The sequence below is a fragment of the Microbispora sp. NBC_01389 genome, assembly GCF_045040095.1.
GTDB lineage: Bacteria > Actinomycetota > Actinomycetes > Streptosporangiales > Streptosporangiaceae > Microbispora.
On record NZ_CP109552.1, the window covers coordinates 6,562,983 to 6,579,893 of the forward strand.

The 16,911-nt window shown below is 74.6% G+C and carries 19 protein-coding genes; 7 read left to right on the forward strand and 12 right to left on the reverse strand.

The genetic code is table 11. From position 1 onward, the window contains the following. Positions 1–95: 95 nt before the first annotated feature. Positions 96–1,097, reverse strand: coding sequence for a MerR family transcriptional regulator (locus OG344_RS28945; RefSeq protein WP_405085791.1), 1,002 nt, complete (start codon positions 1,095–1,097; stop codon positions 96–98). 270 nt (positions 1,098–1,367) lie between these two features. Here OG344_RS28945 and crtI point away from each other — a divergent pair, with 270 nt between their 5' ends. Genes crtI through plsX form a run of 3 tightly spaced genes read left to right on the forward strand, consistent with a single transcriptional unit; the run spans position 1,368 to position 4,904 of the window. Continuing rightward, positions 1,368–2,936: a phytoene desaturase family protein gene (gene crtI, locus OG344_RS28950; protein ID WP_405085792.1), complete on the forward strand. Its 1,569-nt coding sequence runs from the start codon at positions 1,368–1,370 to the stop codon at positions 2,934–2,936. Continuing rightward, positions 2,933–3,877 carry a phytoene/squalene synthase family protein gene (locus tag OG344_RS28955; RefSeq protein ID WP_405085793.1) on the forward strand — a complete coding sequence of 315 codons (945 nt, stop codon included), beginning with the start codon at positions 2,933–2,935 and terminating at the stop codon, positions 3,875–3,877. The genes crtI and OG344_RS28955 overlap by 4 nt, the downstream gene beginning before the upstream one ends. A 1-nt stretch (position 3,878) precedes the next feature. Beyond that, on the forward strand, positions 3,879–4,904 hold the full coding sequence (gene plsX / locus OG344_RS28960) for a phosphate acyltransferase PlsX (RefSeq protein ID WP_405085794.1): 1,026 nt from the start codon (positions 3,879–3,881) through the stop codon (positions 4,902–4,904). A 1-nt stretch (position 4,905) separates the two neighbouring features. On the opposite strand, the gene OG344_RS28965 is transcribed toward plsX, so the two are convergent. Continuing rightward, a complete protein-coding gene (locus tag OG344_RS28965) occupies positions 4,906–5,571 on the reverse strand; it encodes a spheroidene monooxygenase (RefSeq protein WP_405085795.1) in 666 nt (221 codons plus the stop codon). A 43-nt stretch (positions 5,572–5,614) separates the two neighbouring features. Here OG344_RS28965 and OG344_RS28970 point away from each other — a divergent pair, with 43 nt between their 5' ends. Beyond that, the gene (locus OG344_RS28970) at positions 5,615–6,289 is read left to right on the forward strand and encodes a glycerol-3-phosphate acyltransferase (RefSeq protein ID WP_405085796.1); all 675 of its coding nucleotides are present in this window, start codon (positions 5,615–5,617) and stop codon (positions 6,287–6,289) included. Here the strand turns inward: OG344_RS28970 and OG344_RS28975 are convergent. The 5 genes from OG344_RS28975 to OG344_RS28995 form a co-directional block, all read right to left on the reverse strand. Continuing rightward, the gene (locus OG344_RS28975; RefSeq protein ID WP_405085797.1) at positions 6,240–7,490 is read right to left on the reverse strand and encodes a glycosyltransferase; all 1,251 of its coding nucleotides are present in this window, start codon (positions 7,488–7,490) and stop codon (positions 6,240–6,242) included. The two genes, OG344_RS28970 and OG344_RS28975, sit on opposite strands and share 50 nt — an antisense overlap. 34 nt (positions 7,491–7,524) lie before the next feature. Further along, the gene (locus tag OG344_RS28980) at positions 7,525–9,093 is read right to left on the reverse strand and encodes a phytoene desaturase family protein (RefSeq protein ID WP_405085798.1); all 1,569 of its coding nucleotides are present in this window, start codon (positions 9,091–9,093) and stop codon (positions 7,525–7,527) included. Continuing rightward, complete coding sequence (locus tag OG344_RS28985) at positions 9,081–10,058, reverse strand: carotenoid biosynthesis protein (protein WP_405085799.1); 978 nt, start codon at positions 10,056–10,058, stop codon at positions 9,081–9,083. Before OG344_RS28985 ends, OG344_RS28980 begins: the two co-directional genes overlap by 13 nt. 161 nt (positions 10,059–10,219) lie before the next feature. Beyond that, positions 10,220–11,197 (reverse strand): aldo/keto reductase, encoded by a 978-nt coding sequence (locus OG344_RS28990; RefSeq protein WP_405085800.1) that lies wholly within the window; start codon positions 11,195–11,197, stop codon positions 10,220–10,222. A gap of 24 nt (positions 11,198–11,221) precedes the next feature. Beyond that, on the reverse strand, positions 11,222–11,890 hold the full coding sequence (locus OG344_RS28995; RefSeq protein ID WP_405085801.1) for a dienelactone hydrolase family protein: 669 nt from the start codon (positions 11,888–11,890) through the stop codon (positions 11,222–11,224). Positions 11,891–12,113: 223 nt separating this feature from the next. Between OG344_RS28995 and OG344_RS29000 the strand changes: the two genes are divergently transcribed. After that, complete coding sequence (locus OG344_RS29000) at positions 12,114–12,314, forward strand: transposase (RefSeq protein ID WP_405085802.1); 201 nt, start codon at positions 12,114–12,116, stop codon at positions 12,312–12,314. A gap of 97 nt (positions 12,315–12,411) precedes the next feature. Here OG344_RS29000 and OG344_RS29005 read toward each other — a convergent pair whose 3' ends face one another. The 3 genes from OG344_RS29005 to OG344_RS29015 form a co-directional block, all read right to left on the reverse strand. After that, complete coding sequence (locus OG344_RS29005) at positions 12,412–13,200, reverse strand: hypothetical protein (RefSeq protein WP_405085803.1); 789 nt, start codon at positions 13,198–13,200, stop codon at positions 12,412–12,414. Positions 13,201–13,401: 201 nt separating this feature from the next. Then, on the reverse strand, positions 13,402–14,064 hold the full coding sequence (locus OG344_RS29010) for a fasciclin domain-containing protein (RefSeq protein ID WP_327046416.1): 663 nt from the start codon (positions 14,062–14,064) through the stop codon (positions 13,402–13,404). Between the two features lie 89 nt (positions 14,065–14,153). Next, entirely contained in the window at positions 14,154–14,741 is a 588-nt protein-coding gene (locus OG344_RS29015) for a hypothetical protein (protein WP_405085804.1), read from the reverse strand. Between the two features lie 298 nt (positions 14,742–15,039). On the opposite strand from OG344_RS29015, the gene OG344_RS29020 reads away from it, so the two are divergent. After that, the gene (locus OG344_RS29020; RefSeq protein ID WP_150938517.1) at positions 15,040–15,267 is read left to right on the forward strand and encodes a DUF2945 domain-containing protein; all 228 of its coding nucleotides are present in this window, start codon (positions 15,040–15,042) and stop codon (positions 15,265–15,267) included. A 159-nt stretch (positions 15,268–15,426) separates the two neighbouring features. On the opposite strand, the gene OG344_RS29025 is transcribed toward OG344_RS29020, so the two are convergent. Then, complete coding sequence (locus OG344_RS29025; protein ID WP_327046419.1) at positions 15,427–15,606, reverse strand: DUF4236 domain-containing protein; 180 nt, start codon at positions 15,604–15,606, stop codon at positions 15,427–15,429. Between the two features lie 188 nt (positions 15,607–15,794). Between OG344_RS29025 and OG344_RS29030 the strand changes: the two genes are divergently transcribed. Further along, positions 15,795–16,298 (forward strand): MarR family winged helix-turn-helix transcriptional regulator, encoded by a 504-nt coding sequence (locus OG344_RS29030; protein WP_405085805.1) that lies wholly within the window; start codon positions 15,795–15,797, stop codon positions 16,296–16,298. 16 nt (positions 16,299–16,314) lie between these two features. Here the strand turns inward: OG344_RS29030 and OG344_RS29035 are convergent, their stop codons facing one another. Continuing rightward, complete coding sequence (locus tag OG344_RS29035) at positions 16,315–16,890, reverse strand: hypothetical protein (protein WP_405085806.1); 576 nt, start codon at positions 16,888–16,890, stop codon at positions 16,315–16,317. Between the last annotated feature and the right edge of the window lie 21 nt (positions 16,891–16,911).

The window sequence follows — 16,911 nt, forward strand, 5'->3', positions numbered from 1 at the left end:
AAAACTTATTCAAAACCTATTCATAGCCCTCCGCGCGTCATCGTGGCAACCAAACCGGCCGGACCTCAGGTCAAGGCTGCGCCAAAGAGGGCGAATCACCGCAGAGTGGTCATTACCGCCGAGATGGCATCACGAAACGTAGTCACCCGGGTGACTTCCGTAGGCATGCCGTCGCTCCATCCCGGGCCGCCGGCGATGATCCGGCAGGCGGGGCGGAGCCCCGGCAGGCCGCCGAGCGGGGCCGGATCGCCGGTCTCGGGGGTCTGCGACCAGACGAACACCGCCGCCGGGCCGACGCGGCGCATGGCGTCCGCCAGCGCGGAGTACGGCGTGCGGGCCCCGAGCACCCGGGTCTCCACCGCGAGCCCGCCGAGCGCGGCGGCCAGCGCCTGGATCGCCAGCGTGTGCTGCTCCTCCTCGGCGGCGGCCAGCAGGACCGGCCGGGGGTGGGCGGGCGCGGGCGTGTGCGCCGAGAACCGCACCAGGGCGGCCTGGAGCCGGTTGGAGAACAGGTGCTCGATGTCGATCCCGGCTCCGGTCTCCCGCTGCCTGCGGCTGATCGCCGCGAACACCGGCAGCACGAGCCGCTCCCACGTCCACAGCACGCCGTGCGCGGCCAGCGCCGCGTCCAGTGCCATGCTCACGGCCGGGGCGTCCATCGCCGTCACGACGCGGGCCAGCATGGCCGCGGACATCAGGCCGGGTTCCGCGGCCGGGAGGTGGGGCGTGGCTACAGGACTGAGTCTGGGCGTGACCTGGGACGCGACCTGGGACGCGACCTGGGGCGTGACCTGGGGCGTGACCTCGCGCGCCGACGCGGGCGGGCTCTGCCGCAGCACCAGGCCGGCGGCGTCGGCCGGCGGCATCCCCGACCGGACCAGCCGGTTCATTTCCTGGAGCCGGCGCAGGTCCGCCTCGTCGTAACGGCGGTGCCCGCCGGGGCTGCGCCGGCTCGGGCCGATGCCGTACCTGAGGTTCCAGGTGCGCAGCGTGGACGCGGGCACGCCGAGCCGGCGTGCGACGGCTCCGATGCCGTAGCCCGGCTCCTCCTCGGAGACGGCGTCGCCGCCCGCCTCCGGCTGCCCGTCCCGCCTCACCCGCTCACCCCGTATCCGTCCCGCCGCTCCCGCCCTCCGGCACACGCCGTGCCGGTCGTCCCTCGCCTTGTTTCGACAGGGAGGCCCGGTACGGATGCAACGGACGGATGCAACCGCCGGAGCGGGAGGGCGCGAAAACTCTACTGACGGCACCGCCGATCACCGAACCGGCCGTCGATCACCGGACCGGCGTCCGATCACCGGACCGGCCGCCGATCACGGAACGACCGAAGGAGCAGCGCGTATGACGACGACCCGCAGGACCGTCTGATGGCCGCGGGCGGGCCGGTCGTGGTCGTCGGCGCGGGCCTCGGCGGTCTGGCCGCCGCGATGCGCCTGGCCGGAGCCGGCCGTGAGGTGATCGTCGTGGAGGCCTCCGACGGGCCGGGTGGCTGCTGCGGCACGGCCGCCCTCGGCGGGCACCGCGTCGACACCGGCCCCTCGGTGCTGACCATGCCGGGGGTGCTGGCCGACACCTTCGCCGCGGCCGGGCAGGACATGGAACGCTGGCTGCCGCTGCGCCGGCTCGACCCGTACTACCGGCTGACCTTCCACGACGGGTCGCGGCTCGACGTGGTCGCCGGCGCGGACGCCATGGAGCACCAGGTACGGGCGCTGTGCGGGCCCGCGGAGGCCGTGCGCTACCGCAGGTTCCGAGTGCTGCTCGGAGAGATGTTCGAGGCCGAGTGGGACGCGTTCATCGACAACGACATGACCCGGCTGCGCGCGCTGGCCCGGCCGTACGCGCTGGCCCGGCTGACCGCGCTCGGCGGCTTCCGCCGGCTGGACCGCCTCGTGCGGCGCCACCTCACCGACGAGCGGCTGATCAGGGCGCACACGTTCCAGTCGCTGTACGTCGGCAGGTCGCCGCAGCGCGCACTCGGCGTGTACGCGGTGATCGCCCACATGGACACCGTCGGCGGGGTGTACTTCCCCCGCGAGGGCGGCATGCACGCCGTCCCCCGGGCCATGGCCGCCGCCGCGGAGAAGGCCGGGGCGGTCTTCCGGTACGGCGTGCGGGCCACCCGGATCGAGACCGACGGCGCCGGGGTGACCGCCGTACGGCTCGACACCGGCGAGCGGATCGCGGCCCGGCACGCGGTGGTGGCGTGCGACCTCGCCGGCGCCCACGGCGCCGGCGGCGACGGCCTGCTGCCCGAGGAGGCGGCCGACTGGCGGCTACGCCGTCCCCGGTTCTCCCCCTCGTGCCTGGTGGCGCACTTCGCCCTCGACCGGCGGCCGGACGGCCAGGCCCACCACACCCTGCACTTCGGCCGGGAATGGCGGGCGACGTTCGCGGCGCTGGAGGCCGGTGCCCCGCAGCCGGACCCGAGCCTGCTGGTGACCTGTGCTGCCAACCACGGGGCCGACAACCACGGGGCCGACAACCACGGGCCCGACAACCACGGGCCCGACAACCACGGGCCGGGCAGCCACGGGCCTGAGTATCACGGGCCCGGCGGCGCGGGGCCCGCCGTGCTGAGCGTGCTGGAGCCCACGGCGAACCTGGAGGGCGGCGCCGACTGGGCCGCCCTCACCCCCCGTCTGGTGGACCGCATGCTCGACCGGCTCTCCGGCCTCGGGTACGGCGACCTGTCCGCGGCGCCCCGGCTCGTGTTCGATCCCCCCGCCTGGCGGCGGCGCGGCCACTCCGCGGGCACGCCGTTCGCCCTCGACGCCCGTTTCACCCAGACGGCCTGGTTCCGGCCGTCCGGAGCGGCGCGGCGGGTCCCCGGCCTCCACTTCGCGGGCATGTACACCGCCCCCGGCGTCGGGGTGCCGCCCGTGCTGATCTCCGGCCGCCTGGCCGCCGAACGCATCCTGGAGAGCTCTCCATGAGAACGTCGCCCCCACCGTCGCCCCCACCGTCGTCCGCACCGTCGTCCGGCACGCTGACGGCGGCGTACGAGCGGTGCCGCAGGCTGCACGCCCGCTACGGCCGCTCGTACTATCTGGCCACCCGGCTGCTGCCCGCCTGGAAACGACCGCACGTCCACGCGTTGTACGGATTCGCCCGTTACGCCGACGAGATCGTCGACTCGTTCGGGGTGAGCGGCGACCGGTCCCGGGCGCTGGAGCGGCTCGCCTCCCGGCTGACCGCCGCGCTGGGCGGGGAGCCGGTCCGCGATCCGGTGCTGCCCGCCTTCGCGCACACGGTCAGGGCCTTCGGGATCGACCACGCCGACGTGGGGGCGTTCCTGGCGTCCATGCGCGCCGACCTGACCGTGCGCAGGTACGCGACGTACGACGACCTGCTGGGTTACATGGAGGGCTCGGCGGCGGCCATCGGGACGATGATGCTGCCCGTGCTGGAGCCCCTGCCCGGGGAGGACGGGCGGGCCCGCGAGCCCGCCCGGCAGCTCGGGCTGGGGTTCCAGCTCACCAACTTCGTCCGCGACGTACGCGAGGACCTGGCGCGGGGCCGGATCTACCTGCCGCTGGCCGACCTCGACAAGTTCGGCGTGACCCCGGCCGACCTCGCCGCGCCGCGCGCCACCCCGGCCGTACGCGACCTGGTGGCCCTGAACTGCGAACGCGCCCGTGACCACTACCGCCGGGCGTGGGAGGGGATCGCGCTGCTCGCGCCGTCGTCGCGGCCCTGTATCCGGGCGGCGTACGAGCTGTACGGCGGCATCCTGGACGAGATCACGGCGGCCGGCCACGACGTGCTGGCGCGGCGGGCCACGGTGCCGCGCGGGCGCAGGCTCGCGATCTTCACCCGGAACCTGCTCGCCGCCCGCGCGGCCGCGCAGGCCGAGCGCCGGGTGGGGGTGGCCTGACATGCGGGACGTGGCGGCCGACTCCCCGCCGGTGGTGGTGGACGCCATGGGCGGAGACCACGGGCCCGCCGAGATCGTGCGGGGGGTGGTCCAGGCCCGGCGGGAGCACGGCGTGCCGGTCGTGCTCGCCGGCCGGGCTGGTGTCGTGCGCGCGGAACTGGCCCGGCTCGGGGCGGTGGGCGAGATCGACGTGGCGCACGCCGACGACGTCGTCCCGATGACCGAGCGCGGCGCGGGGGCGGTCCGCATGGCCCGCTCCAGCCTGGCGGTCGGGCTCGGCCTCGTCCGGGACGGAGCCGGCGCGGCCTTCGTGTCGGCAGGGTCCACGGGAGCCGTCGCCGCCTGCGCGACCGACCGGCTGGGCACCGCGCCCGCCGTGCTGCGCCCCGCGCTGGCCGTGGCGCTGCCGACGACGGCGGGCGGGGCCACCGTGCTGATCGACGCGGGCGCCACCGTGGACCCCACGCCCGAGATGCTCGCCCAGTTCGCCCTGCTCGGCGCGTCGTACGCGCGGCTCGTGCTGGGCGTGGCCGATCCCCGCGTCGGGCTGCTGTCGATCGGCGCCGAGCCCGGCAAGGGGAACCGGCTGACCCGCCGGGCCGAGATCCTGCTGCGCGGCCTGCCGCTGCGTTTCCACGGCCCGGTCGAGGGCGGCGACGTGCTCACCGGGGTGGCCGACGTGATCGTGACCGACGGCTTCACCGGCAACGTCGTGCTGAAGAACGTCGAGGGCACCGTACGGGCCACGCTCGCCCTGCTGGCCACAGAGGTGGGCAGAGGAGCGGGCACAGATGCGGGCGCTGGGGCGGGCGCCGGCGCCGAGGCGCTCCGGCGGGTGGCCGGCCGCTACGACCCGGAGACGCACGGCGGCGCGGCGCTGCTGGGCCTGACCGGCACCGTCGTGGTCGCCCACGGCTCCTCGCGGGCCCGGACCATCGCGCGGGCCTGCGTCGTGGCCCGCGATCTGGCCCGGGGCGAGGTCGTGGCCCGCCTCGGCGATCGTCCCGCCGTCCGCCCCGCCCGCTGAGTCAGCGGTGGGACGGGGCGAACCGGGGCGAACCGGGGCCGAGACCGGCGAGGGGATCGGTCCCGTCCCAGGTGCCCGCGCTCGCGTACGGCACGAACCGGGCGAACAGCTCCTCGGAGTACCAGTCGTGCGCGCGGACGCGCTCGATCACCTCGCGGTGCGCGCGGCCCGCGTAGGCGAACGCGCCTACGGCGGCGGCGTCACGCCACAGGGAGAAGGTGGCCTGCCGCGCCAGCGGCCACTCCCCCAGGCCGGCCGAGGCGAGGCAGCCCTCCTGCCCGCGCAGGAGCCGGTCGACGGAGGGGACGGACCGGTAGAACGCCAGGAGCCGCGACGGCCTGATCGACGCCCGGGTCAGCACCGCCACCGGCCCGGGCGCGGGGGTGAGCGGCGCGGGGGTGAAGGGCTCGACGCCGTTCCAGCGGCCGCGCGAGGAGATCGGTGCGAGCCGTACGTGCCAGGTCTCGACGGCCTCGCGCCGCCAGCGCGCCGGGATCGGCGAGCGCTCCAGGAACTCCTCCAGCGCCTGCTCGTCCCGCCACACGGCCAGCAGCGCCCAGCGGCGCAGGTCGGCGCCGAGCGTCGTGGACGGCCCCCGGCCCGTGCCGAGCAGCCGCCAGAACAGCAGTCCCGGTGTCCGGCGCAGCACCGGACGGTCGAAGGCCATGTGGCGCATCGCCCCCCGATCCGCGTACCTGTGGAGGTGGAACGTGACGACGCTCCCGCTGCTCGTCCCCCCGGCCGGTTCCCCGCCGGGCCCCTCGTTCGTTCTCTCGCTCGGTTCCTCGCTCGTTCCGCTGCTCGTCGCGGTCATCGGCGGCTACCTTCTCGGCTCGATCCCGGTGGCGGTGCTGGTCGCCGGGCGGCGCGGCGTCGATCCCCGTGAGGAGGGCGACCGCAACCCCGGCTTCTGGAACGTGCGCGAACGGCTCGGCGCGCGGGCGGCGGCGCCCGTCTTCGCCGGAGACATGGCGAAGGGCGTGGCCGCCGGGCTGCTCGGCCTGGTGGCCGGGGGCGCCCACACGACGGCACTGGGAGTGGTCGCCGGGCCGAGCGTTCCCCTGGCGTACCTCGCGGTGGGAGCGGCGATGCTCGGCCACGCGTGGCCGGTCTTCGCCGGGTTCCGTGGCGGGCGGTCGGTGCTGACCTTCGCCGGGGGGATGGCCGTGATCTGCCCGCCCGCGTTCGCGCTCGCGCTCGCCGTCCTGGCGGTGACGCGGCTGGCCACCGGGTCGTTCGCACTCGCGGCCAGGGCCGGGGTGTTCGCGATCCCGGTGCTCCAACTGGCCTTCGCGCCCATCGGGCACGTCGCCGCGACAGGCGCGCTGATGTGCCTCATCGGTCTCCGCTTCGGGCAGGCGGCGCTGGCCGCCCGCCGTCCCTGACCGGCGACCTGACCGGCATGGCGGGGTAGGCGCGGTCGCGCCAGGTGCGCACCGGCCGCAGGGTCGCCTGCGTCAGCCGTACGGCGGTCGCCGGGTCGAGCAGCAACGACAGCGCCACCCCCGCCCCCGGCCGGGCGTAGGCCGGCCGCAGGGCCGTCGTGAGCAGCAGTCGCACGGCGAGCAGCCCGAGATCCAGCCGGGTCGGCCGTCCGGCGGCCAGGCGGAGCACCGGCAGCGCGGCGGTTAGCCAGACGACGGCGAGGTCGGCGGCCTGCCAGGCGGGGCGGGTGACGTCGCCCAGCGGCAGCGACCGTCCCCATTCCCGCCACACCTCGGCGGCCGACTCGTGCATGTCGACCTCCAGCAGATCCCGGGCGTCGAGGAAGCCGACCCTCCAGCCGTCCGCCGCGAGCGCCCTGGCCAGGGCGACGTCGTCGGTCATGTGCCGCCGCACCCGGGCGAAGCCGTCGGCCCGGAGCATCGCCGCACGGCGGAAGGCCAGGCACTGGCCGTTGGCCATCACCCGGTGCGGAGGCGGCGGGACCGGAGGACCGATCGGGCCGAACCGGTACACCAGCGTGGCGAGGAACGAGGCGTGCAGCGCCTGCTCGGCGAGTCCGTCGCAGACGAAGCGCGGACCGGCGCTGACCAGGTCGTGGTCGTCCAGCGCGGCGGCCAGCGCCGCGCACAGGCCGGGGCGGGGCCGCGTGTCGGCGTCGAGGGTCGAGACGATCTCGCCGCGCGCCTCCCGCAGCCCCTGGTGCAGCGCCCACTGCTTGCCCACCCAGCCGTCCGGCAGCGGCCGTCCCGGCACCACGCGGGCACCGAGCGCGGCGGCGAGCCGGGCCGTGCCGTCGGAGGACTCGTCGTCCACCACGATCACCTCGGTGACGGCGGGATCGGCCAGCACCGCGCGCAGGCAGGGCCCGAGGCGGTGCTCCTCGTTCCGTGCCGGGATCACCACCGATATCCCCTGGCCCTCACCGCCCGGCACCCCGCGACGCGGTGCCCCGCTGCCCGGTGTCGTGTCACGGGCGGCCACTCCCGGACCGGCGGCTTCCCGCCCGCCGGGGCTCGCCGTTTCCGTACGTGCGGCGGGCGGGCTGAGCGGGGGCAGGCGCCGGCGTCCGCGGGCGAGCCGCGCCAGCACCACCAGGGCGGCGGCCGCCTGGGCGGCCCCGAGCATCCGCCGTCCGGACATCACGGTGTCGCCGCCCTTCCCCGCCGTCCGGACATCACGGTCTCGCCGCCCTTCCCCGTTGCCGTCCGGAGGCGGAGAGGTCGCGGGCCACGAGTTCGGCCACGATGCGCCCGCCCATCGCCACCAGCGGCAGGCCGCCCCCGGGGTGCGCGGACCCGCCGACGAGGTAGAGGCCGCGCCGGGGCCCCCGGTTGCCAGGACGGCGGAAGGGGGCGAGCGGGCCTCCGTACGCGCCGCCGTAGATCGCCCCGCCCCAGGCGCCGTACCGGTCCCGCAGGTCGGCCGGGGTCAGCAGGTCGAGGTAGCGCAGCCGCCCGGCCAGGTCGTGCCCCCGGCTCGCCAGGCGCTCCAGGACGAGTTCCGCGTACGCCTCGGGCGGCATCGGCCACCGGGCCGGGTCGCCGGCCGGGACGTTCACCAGCATGCTCCAGCTTTCCGCGCCGGCGGGCGCCATCGTGGCGTCGTGTACGGACGGGCAGCCGATGTAGACCGTGGGGTCCTCCGGTGGCCGCCGCCGGTCGAAGATGTCGCCGAACTCCCGACGGTAGTCGCCGGAGAACACGATCGAGTGGTGGGGTATGCCCTCCGTGCGGCCCTCGACGGCGGCGAGCATCAGGAAGGCGGACGAGGACAGGCCCAGCCCGGCGATCCGCCGCAGCCGGGCGCGGTCGGGCAGCAGCCGCCCGTAGAGGGAGGCCGCGTCGGCGTTGACGACCACGACGTCGGCGAGTGTCACCTCGCCTCCGGCCGTACGGACGCCGTGGACCCGGTCCGCGCCCGCGATCACCTCGGTGACCTCGGTCTCCGTACGGACCTCCACGCCCGCCTTGTCGAGCGCTGCGGCCAGCGCGTCGGCGATGCGGGGCAGGCCGCCCCGGACGTACCACCCGCCGTCGCCGTGCTCGATCGCGGGGACGCAGCCGAGGGCGGCGGGCGCGCGGTAGGGATTCGATCCCGCGTAGGTCGCGTAGCGGTCCACGTACTGGCGCAGGCGAGCGTCCCGGAAGAAACCGCCCGCCAGCGCGTCCAGGGTGCGGCCGGGCGCGACCGCGAACAGGTCGCCCAGCCGGGCCCGGGGGACCTGCCCGCCGCCCCGCGCACCGCCGGTCCGCGAGCCGTCGCCTCCGACGCCACCCGGCCGCCCAGGCGCGGCGCCGCCCCGCCAGGGGGCCGGCGGCTCGACGACGGGCCCGGTCAGCGGTCCCGCGAAGAAGGTGCGCATCGCGGCGTCCAGGCAGCGCTCGGCCCAGTGGTGGTACGCCCGCCAGTTGCGGCCCTCGCCCGGCGCGAGCCGGTCCACCTCGCCGGCCGTACGGCCCGGGTCGCGGTACGTGGACAGCACCGAGCCGTCCGCGAAGCGGTACCGGCACAGCTCGTCGAGTTCGAGCAGGTCGAGCGGGACGCCGAGGTCCAGGAAGAGGCCGGGCAGCGTGAGCAGCGAGGGTCCGATCGAGAACGTGAAGCCGTCGCGCCGGTGCTCGGCCAGCTTGCCGCCGAGCCGGGGCAGCCGCTCGTAGATCCGCACTTCGTGCCCGTCCCGGGCGAGCAGCAGAGCGGCCACCATGCCGCCGACTCCGCCACCGACCACGATCACTTCCGCCATGTGCCCCTCCAGGCGAGCAGCGCGCAGGTGCCCATCGCGATCCCTCCGGCGGCGGCCACCAGCGGGTCGGGCGGCCGGAAGACCACGGCGAAGCCGATGGTCTCCATCACCGCCATCACCGTGTAGAGGGCCACCAGCCCGGTCGCCCCCGCCCGGCCCGCCGTCCCCGGCGCCGCCGGGGCCGGGGCCGGGGCGGGGTGGTGTGCGATGCGTTCGATCAGCGTCATGACCAGGAGCGAGACCAGCAGCCACCCGGCGAGGTTGCCGAGCGGCACACCGCGGTACGGCCCGGGCTCGGCCCAGACCCACAGCCCGAGCCGGAGCATCTGCGGGTCGAGGAAGAGGTCCCACGCGGTGAGCGCGACGGCCCCGAGGCAGACCCGGCCCACCGTGCCGTACGGCACGGCACGGCCGGCGACAGCACGACCGGCTGCGGCACGGGCGGCTGCGGCGTGGGCGTGGGCGGGGACGGCACGGGCCGGGACAGCGCGTCCGGGGACGGCACGGGCGGCGACGGCGTGGGCGGCCAGGCCCATGCCGCCCCACGCGAGCGCGACGATCAGCGGGACGCCGCCGGGCCGCGGCCACAGCACGTCGGTGTAGTGGTAGTCGCCGAAGGGCAGGCCCGTCCTCGTGCCGATCCACTCGGCGGCGTAGCCCGCCGCCACCGCCGCCCCGAACGCGCCCGCCGCCCTGCGCGGGGTGGTGGCCGCGGAGGCGAAGGCGAGCGCGCTCGCCGCGATCAGCACCACGACCACGGTGGTCAGGCGCGGGTCGTCAGGCCGCAGCCCGGTCGCGATCTGCGCGGCCACCATGACGCCCAGCAGCGCGGCGCCGGTGGCGTCCGGCCACCACCCGCGCGGGCGGGCCCCGCCGGGCCGTCCCGAGGGTGGCCGGGCGGGCCGCGCGGGGAGCGTTCCGTCCGCCTCGGCCGCCCGCTTCTCAGCGGTCTCCCATCTCTCCACGTACGGTCATTCGGACGGACCCCGGCGACCGGATGCGTCATCGCCGGGGCGGAAGTGAATCGAGAGCCATCGGTTCGGGCGGGTCAGGCGGCCGGACCGTCCCGGCGGACCCCCGGGCCCCGGAGAGTGGTGGTCACAGTGCGGTGGTCACAGTGCGGTGGTCACCAGCGGTGGTGGACCTGGGGGCGGATGAGGTCGTCGTAGATGCTGCGGACCTCGTCCTGCGCCTCGGCCGTGAGGTGCGGGAACTGCGCCGCGGCGGCGTTGGCCTGGGCCTGCTGGGGGTTGCGGGCGCCGGGGATCACGACGCTCACCCCCGGCTGGTCGATGATCCAGCGCAGCGCGAACTGCGCCAGGGTCATGCCCTCGGGCACGAGTCCGCGCAGCCGGTCGACCGCTTGGAGTCCCACGCCGTACTCCACGCCGGAGAAGGTCTCGCCGACGTCGAACGCCGCACCCTGGCGGTTGAAGTTGCGGTGGTCGTTCTCGGCGAAGACCGTCTGCGGGCCGTACTTGCCCGACAGGAGGCCGCTGGCCAGCGGGACCCGGGCGATGATGCCGACTCCGGCCTTCTCCGCGGCGGGCAGGACGTCTTCGAGCGGCTTGAGCCGGATGGCGTTGAGGATGATCTGCACGGTGGCCACCCCCGGCCGCGCGATCGCGGTCAGCGCCTCGGCGACCGTCTCCACGCTGACGCCGTACGCGGCGATCCGGCCCTCGGCCACCAGCGTGTCGAGCCCGTCGAAGACCTCGTCGGTGTCGAAGACCGTGCTCGGCGGGCAGTGCAACTGCACCAGGTCCAGCGTGTCGACGCCCAGGTTCTCCCGGGAGCGGTCGGTCCAGGCGCGGAAGTTGTCCAGGGTGTAGACGTCGGGGGTCTGCTGCACCCTGCGGCCCATCTTGGTGGCCACCGTCAGGCCGGGCCGTTCTTTGATCAGCTTTCCGATGATCTTCTCACTGCGGCCGTCGCCGTACACGTCGGCCGTGTCGATGAAGGTGGTCCCGGCCTCGACCGCGGCGCCGAGCGTGGCCAGTGCGTCGGCCTCGCTCACCTCGCCCCAGTCGGCTCCGAGCTGCCAGGCGCCCAGCCCGACCACGCCCACCTGCCTGCCTGTCCTGCCCAAAACGCGCTGCTCCATGACGTCAGATCGTAGCGGGGCAGCTCAGGGAGCAGGCGGCATGGCCTGAAGGTGGCGTACGAACCAGTCGCGGGCGAGCCGCGCGACCGTCTCCAGGGCGCCGGGCTCCTCGAACAGGTGCGTGGCGTGGGGCACGACCTCCATGCGGACGTGCGCGGTGAGCGACTCCATCGCCTCCCGGTTGAGGTCGATCACGATGGGGTCGCGCTCGCCCACGATCAGCAGCGTCGGCTGGCGCACCGCGCGCAGTGCGTTCCCCGCCAGGTCCGGCCTGCCGCCGCGGGAGACCACCGCCCGCACGACGCCCGGCCGGGTGGCGGCGGCCACGAGCGCGGCCGCGGCGCCCGTGCTGGCCCCGAACAGCCCGACGGGCAGGCCCCGGGTGAGGTCGTCGCCGGGCAGCCGGTCGGCCAGCGCCCCCACCCGGGCGGCGAGCAGGCCGATGTCGAACCGCAGGTGCCCGGTGAAGGCGTCGGCCCGTTCCTCCTCGGCGGTGAGCAGGTCGGCGAGGACGGTGGCCAGACCGGCCCGCTGCAGTTCCCCCGCCACGTAGCGGTTGCGCGGGCTGTGCCGGCCGCTGCCGCTGCCGTGGGCGAACAGCACCACACCCCGCGCGTCCCGCGGTACGGCCACGTCCGCGTCGAGGACGACCTCGCCGACCGGGATCCGCACACTGAGCTCGACCTCGCCCATCGCAGCCCTCCCCTACGCCGCGCCCCCGCGATCGGGGGCCATACCCCCGGCCAATTGCGACAAAACGGCACGGCGCGCCGGAGATCATCTCGTCCTGCGGGACGGCGACGGTCACCCTGCCGCCCCGGGGTCCGTGCGCCTTCGGCAGCGCGCCACGCCATCGGGCGCGGCGGGGTCCTGTCGTTTTGTCCGCTCATGACCTGGGGTTTTCTAGTCTGCCGTCATGCGCAGGTGGGTGAGTGCGGAGGGGCACGAGGTGGACTCCGTCGTCATCGAGGGCCGGCGGCTCCTGCGGGTGCGCCATCTGGGGTATCACGTCGGCTTCTGCGCCACCGTCGAGGAGGTGGCCGCCCACGTGGACCTGGCCGACCTGGTCGAGGTCGTCGACCTGCGACGGCCCGGGCGCGGGCGCGCACGGCGATGAGGGGTGAGCCGGTCCCGGCCGGCTCACCCCTCTGTCGGTTCACCCCTCTGTCTGCTCCCCCTCGGTCGTCTCACTGCCGCCGGCGGGGCGGTGCGGATCAGCCCCAGCCCGGCATCGAGAAGGGATCGGCGCTCTTCGGCCTGGCCTTGCCCCTGGCCCTGATCACGCTCTTGGCCCCGGTGGTCGCCTTCGCCGGCCGGAGCCAGGCGTCCGCCGCCTCGTCGTCATCCTTCTTCTGCCGGCCGGCGGGCGCGCCGGTCAGGTCGGCGCCGGACAGCTTCGTGTACGTGGGCTTCTGCGCGGAGGGGTGGAGGAAGATGTCCCGCGGTGCGTTCTGGGCGTTGCCGCCGCTGTTGTCACCACTGTTGTCGTCGCTGCTGTTGCTCTTCGCCGGCATGGTGAACATGCCGCCGTTGCCCAGCGGCATGAATCCGCTCGTCTCGCCGGGCTCCTGGCCGGCGGCCCCCTGGTTGTCGCCCGCCTGGCCCGCGCCCTGCGGCGCCCCGGCCGCCTGGTCGCCGACCGCCTGGCCGTCGGCGTCCTGACCCTCCGGGGCCTGGCCCGCGTCCTGCGGCGCCGCGCCGGCCTGGCCGGCGTTCGCCGGGCCGTTGACGGCCGGACCCATGTTCTGTGGCCCTCCGGCCGCGGGGCCGCCCTGGGCGTCGGACGCGTCGTCCGGCGAGAAGTACGGGCCGACCTTCGTGCCCTTGTCCAGGATCTCCAGAGCCTTGGACGCGACGACGTCGGGCTCCTCCGGGTGGTTCATCGCCATCGCGGCGATCTGCTTGCCGGGCGACAGCGGCTCCTTGGCGGCCATCGGGCTCTGGTCGGCGGGCGCCGGCCCCGAGAGGAGCGCCGCAGCCAGAATGGCAGTAGCTATAGGCATGAGTAATTCCCCCGAATATTGGTGGACGGTACAAGAACGACGGTAAGCGCCTGATGCCGGGCGTTCACGGACCCGACACCCAGTGTCCGGTCAAATAAGAGAATCGGCCGCTTCAGGACATAGGCCACCGAAAAACAAAAAAAGGGGGGCGTGCCGCAGGCGGCACACCCCCGGAAGACGCCGTCATTGGACGGCGGCCGGTCACTTCGGCATGAGGACCTTGTCGACCAGGTAGACGGTCGCGTTGGAGGTGGCGAGGTTCCCGCAGGTCACGGCCGCGTCGTTGACCTTGAAGCTGGGCGCCGCGCCCGAGACGGTGAGCTTGCGGCCTTCCAGGCTGGTCAGCTCGCCGTGCAGGTCCGCGGGCGCCTTCCGTCCCTTGACCACGTGATAGGCCAGCAGCGCCCGGAGCGACTTGCGGTTGGTCAGCAACTGGTCGAGCTGGTTCTTCGGGATCTTGCCGAACGCCTCGTTGGTGGGCGCGAACACGGTGATGTCCTGGGCGGAGTTGAGCGTCTCCGCGAGCCCGGCCTTCTTCACCACGCGGGCCAGTGTGGAGAGCGACGGAATGTCGGAGATCGCGGCGCCCACCGGCACCTTGGCCAGCTCGGCGGGACTGCCCTTGCCCGAGGCCGGGAGCGAGGCGCAGGCGGGCCCGACCGGCGACGCGGACACCGCGGCCGAGGGCGTCGCGGAGGCGCCCTCGCTCGGCTCGGCGCCGGTGCTGGGAGTCTCGGTGGTCATGTCGGTGGCGGTCTCGTTGACGGCGACCGGGGCCGCGGAGTTGCCGCCCTGGCTACCGCACGCCGCGGACATCGACAGCGCCGCGGTCAGCGCGGCAAAGGCGAGCAGACGGGTATTCATGATCGTGTTTCCTTTTTCATGGAAAGGTCGTTGCTGGGTGGCGGGGCGGGCACACGGGCCTGTCCGTCAGGCCGTCTCGGGCGAGTGGTTCACCAGCCGCGCGGCCACTGCTGCTGCCGGGGGCGCTGGATCACCTTCTTCCGCACCTGGACCGCCGGGAACGACCTGGCCTTCTGCACGCCCTGCACGGAGTGGAGGGTGAACGGCTTCGGCGCCTCGCCCGGCTTGCCGGACACCGGCTGGATCACGACGTCGCGCGTCCTCGGATCGATCAGCGGGATGACCGAGGTGCCCGGCTCCGACGCGGCCGGCTGGATGTGCGCCACGCCACCGGCCGTCTCTCCCGGCCGGACGGCGCCGCCGTTCGTGGCCGGCTTGACGTGCACGCCTGGAGCATCCGGCAGGTCCGGGGCGCTCTCCGGAGCGGGGCCCGCGCCGCGCCCGCCCGCCGTTCCCTCAGGCGCCGTCCACGGCGGCGCCTGGGGAAGCATGAACGGAAACTCCCCGGCCTGCGGCGCCCCGCCGGGGGTGAGAGCGAGTGGTCCCGCCGGCCGCCACGACGGCGTGGCGTCGTTCGTGTCCGAGGTGGCCGTCGTCCCGGTCGGAGCGGGGTCCGGCGGCACGACGGCCGGCCCTGAGAGGAGGGCGGCGGCCAGTACGGCTGTGCAGAGAGGCATGAGACTCCCCCGAGGTCATGGATGGTACGAGCACGACGGTAAGCGCCACACCAGTGAGTGATCACGCATCCCACGGCCAATGTCCGGTCAAGCATGGTGATCGGGCGCTTCACCCGAAAAGATCCCGTCGCGCCCGCAAGAGGCCCGCCTGGCGCGCGGTGCGGCGGTGCGAATCATCGGGAGTTCGCGGCCCGGGATAACATCGGGGAAACGGTACGGAGATCAAGCGGCCAAGGAATCGCCCTTTTCCTGGAATTCATCCCGAGTGGCGGCGGGACGAGGGGGTATGCGCGGGCCCATGAGTGACAAGCGCGAATCCGAGGAACCGAAGGTCGGCGACGAGGTGACCTGGAAGAGCCACGGCGGGACCGCCGAAGGTAAGGTCGAGAAGAAGATCACCGAACGGACCGAGGAGGCGGGCCGTACCGTGGCCGCGTCCCCGGAGGAGCCGCAGTACAAGGTGCGCAGCGAGAAGAGCGGAGGCTCGGCGGTGCACAAGCCCTCGGCCCTGCACCCCAAGAAGTGAGCCCACGAAGCGCGGCCCAAGAAGGTGCGGCCCGGGAAGCGAGCCCGCGAAGCGCCCTCTGGAGAGGCGCCCTCTGAGAGGCGCCCGGAGAAGTGGTGCCGTCGGGAGGTCCGGCGCCGGGCGGGCCGGAGGCCACGCCCGGCGCGGCGCGCACCCGCTCTAGCTGAGCGTCTTCTTCCAGTGGAAGCCGCCGGGCAGGTTCACCGTGAGGGTGCGGCGCCCGTCCGCCGTCTTGGTCACGCGGAAGGCGCGGCCGCCGTAGCTGTGGCCCACACCGCCGCGCGACAGGTTGAGCCTGAAAGGCCCCATCTTGACTGACTTACGGTAGCTCCAGCCCATCGTTATCCCTCCGTGTTTTCCGTGCCCCCGCGACTACCCACAGAAGCGATCAGCACACGCGTTCGCGCGGAGGGGCATGTCAGGACGCATCGCCGCCGTCGTCGCCGTACAACCCCTGGTCACAGGGTGGGAACCTTTGTCCGATGCAATGACGCGACGGCGATGGGGACCGTGTAAAAACGATGGCTATGGCTAAGGATGGGGACGAGGAGCCGATCGCGGATGACCTGGAGGCCGTCACGTCCGCGGTGCTCACCGCGTCGCGAGTGCTCGTCGCGATCTCCGCACGTTCCCTCGCCGCCGCGGAGGACAGGGTCACGCTGCCGCAGTTCCGGATGCTGCTGGTGGTCGGGCAGGGCGAGACCAAACTGGTGACACTGGCCGAGAGGCTCGGCGTGAACCCCTCGACCGCGATGCGGATGGCGGACCGCCTCGCCGCCGCCGGACTGCTGAAGCGTGAGGTGAACCCGCACAACCGGCGTGAGACGCTGCTGCGGCTGACCGGCATCGGCCGGCGCATCGTGGACGAGGTCACGGCCCGGCGCAAGGCGGAGATCGCGGCGATACTCGCCCGGATGCCCGCCCCCCGGCGTCAGGCCCTGATCACCGCCATGCGCGAGTTCACCGACGCGGCCGGCGAACCACCCACGACCGCCTCGTTCCCGCTCGGCTGGCCCGACCCGTCCTCCTGACCCCGCGCCCTACGCGTCAGCACCCGGATGCGGCGCATTCACCGGGGATGAGGCCGCCGGGGTCGTCGGGCGCCGAAGGCGCGCCGTCGTCCTGGCTCGACCCGGTCCCCGTTCCGCCTTTCGTGCCGCCGCCCGCCTTTCCGGCGGGCGCGGTCTTCGCCTGGCCGGTGCCTCCGACCGCCCGGTCGCCGGACCCGCCCGCGCCGGAGCCTGGGCCCGCGGCGCCTCCGGCGGGCGCCTGTGCGGAGCCTCCGTCCGCGCCACCGCCCTCGGCGCCGGTGCCGGAGTCCGGTCCGGAGCCGTTCCCGGAGTCGGCCTCAGAGCCGGTCCCGGAGTCGGCGGGGTCGCCGGCGCCGTTCTCCTGCGCCGGGGCCGCCGGCTGCCCGGCGTTGCCCGCGGAGGGACCGCCGGCGTCCGTGGCGCCGCGCAACGCGAAACCCGCGCCCGCCGCCGCGAGCACGGCGACCAGGATCACGGCGACGACGACGAGGGGCTTCCTGCTCTTCGTGCCGGAGGGTTCGTCCTGGCTGGAGAGGACCTCCTGCCGGAACTGTTCATCCTGGCTCGTCTGTGAGGGGACGCGCCCGTACATGTGAGACAACTCCCAGCGGTC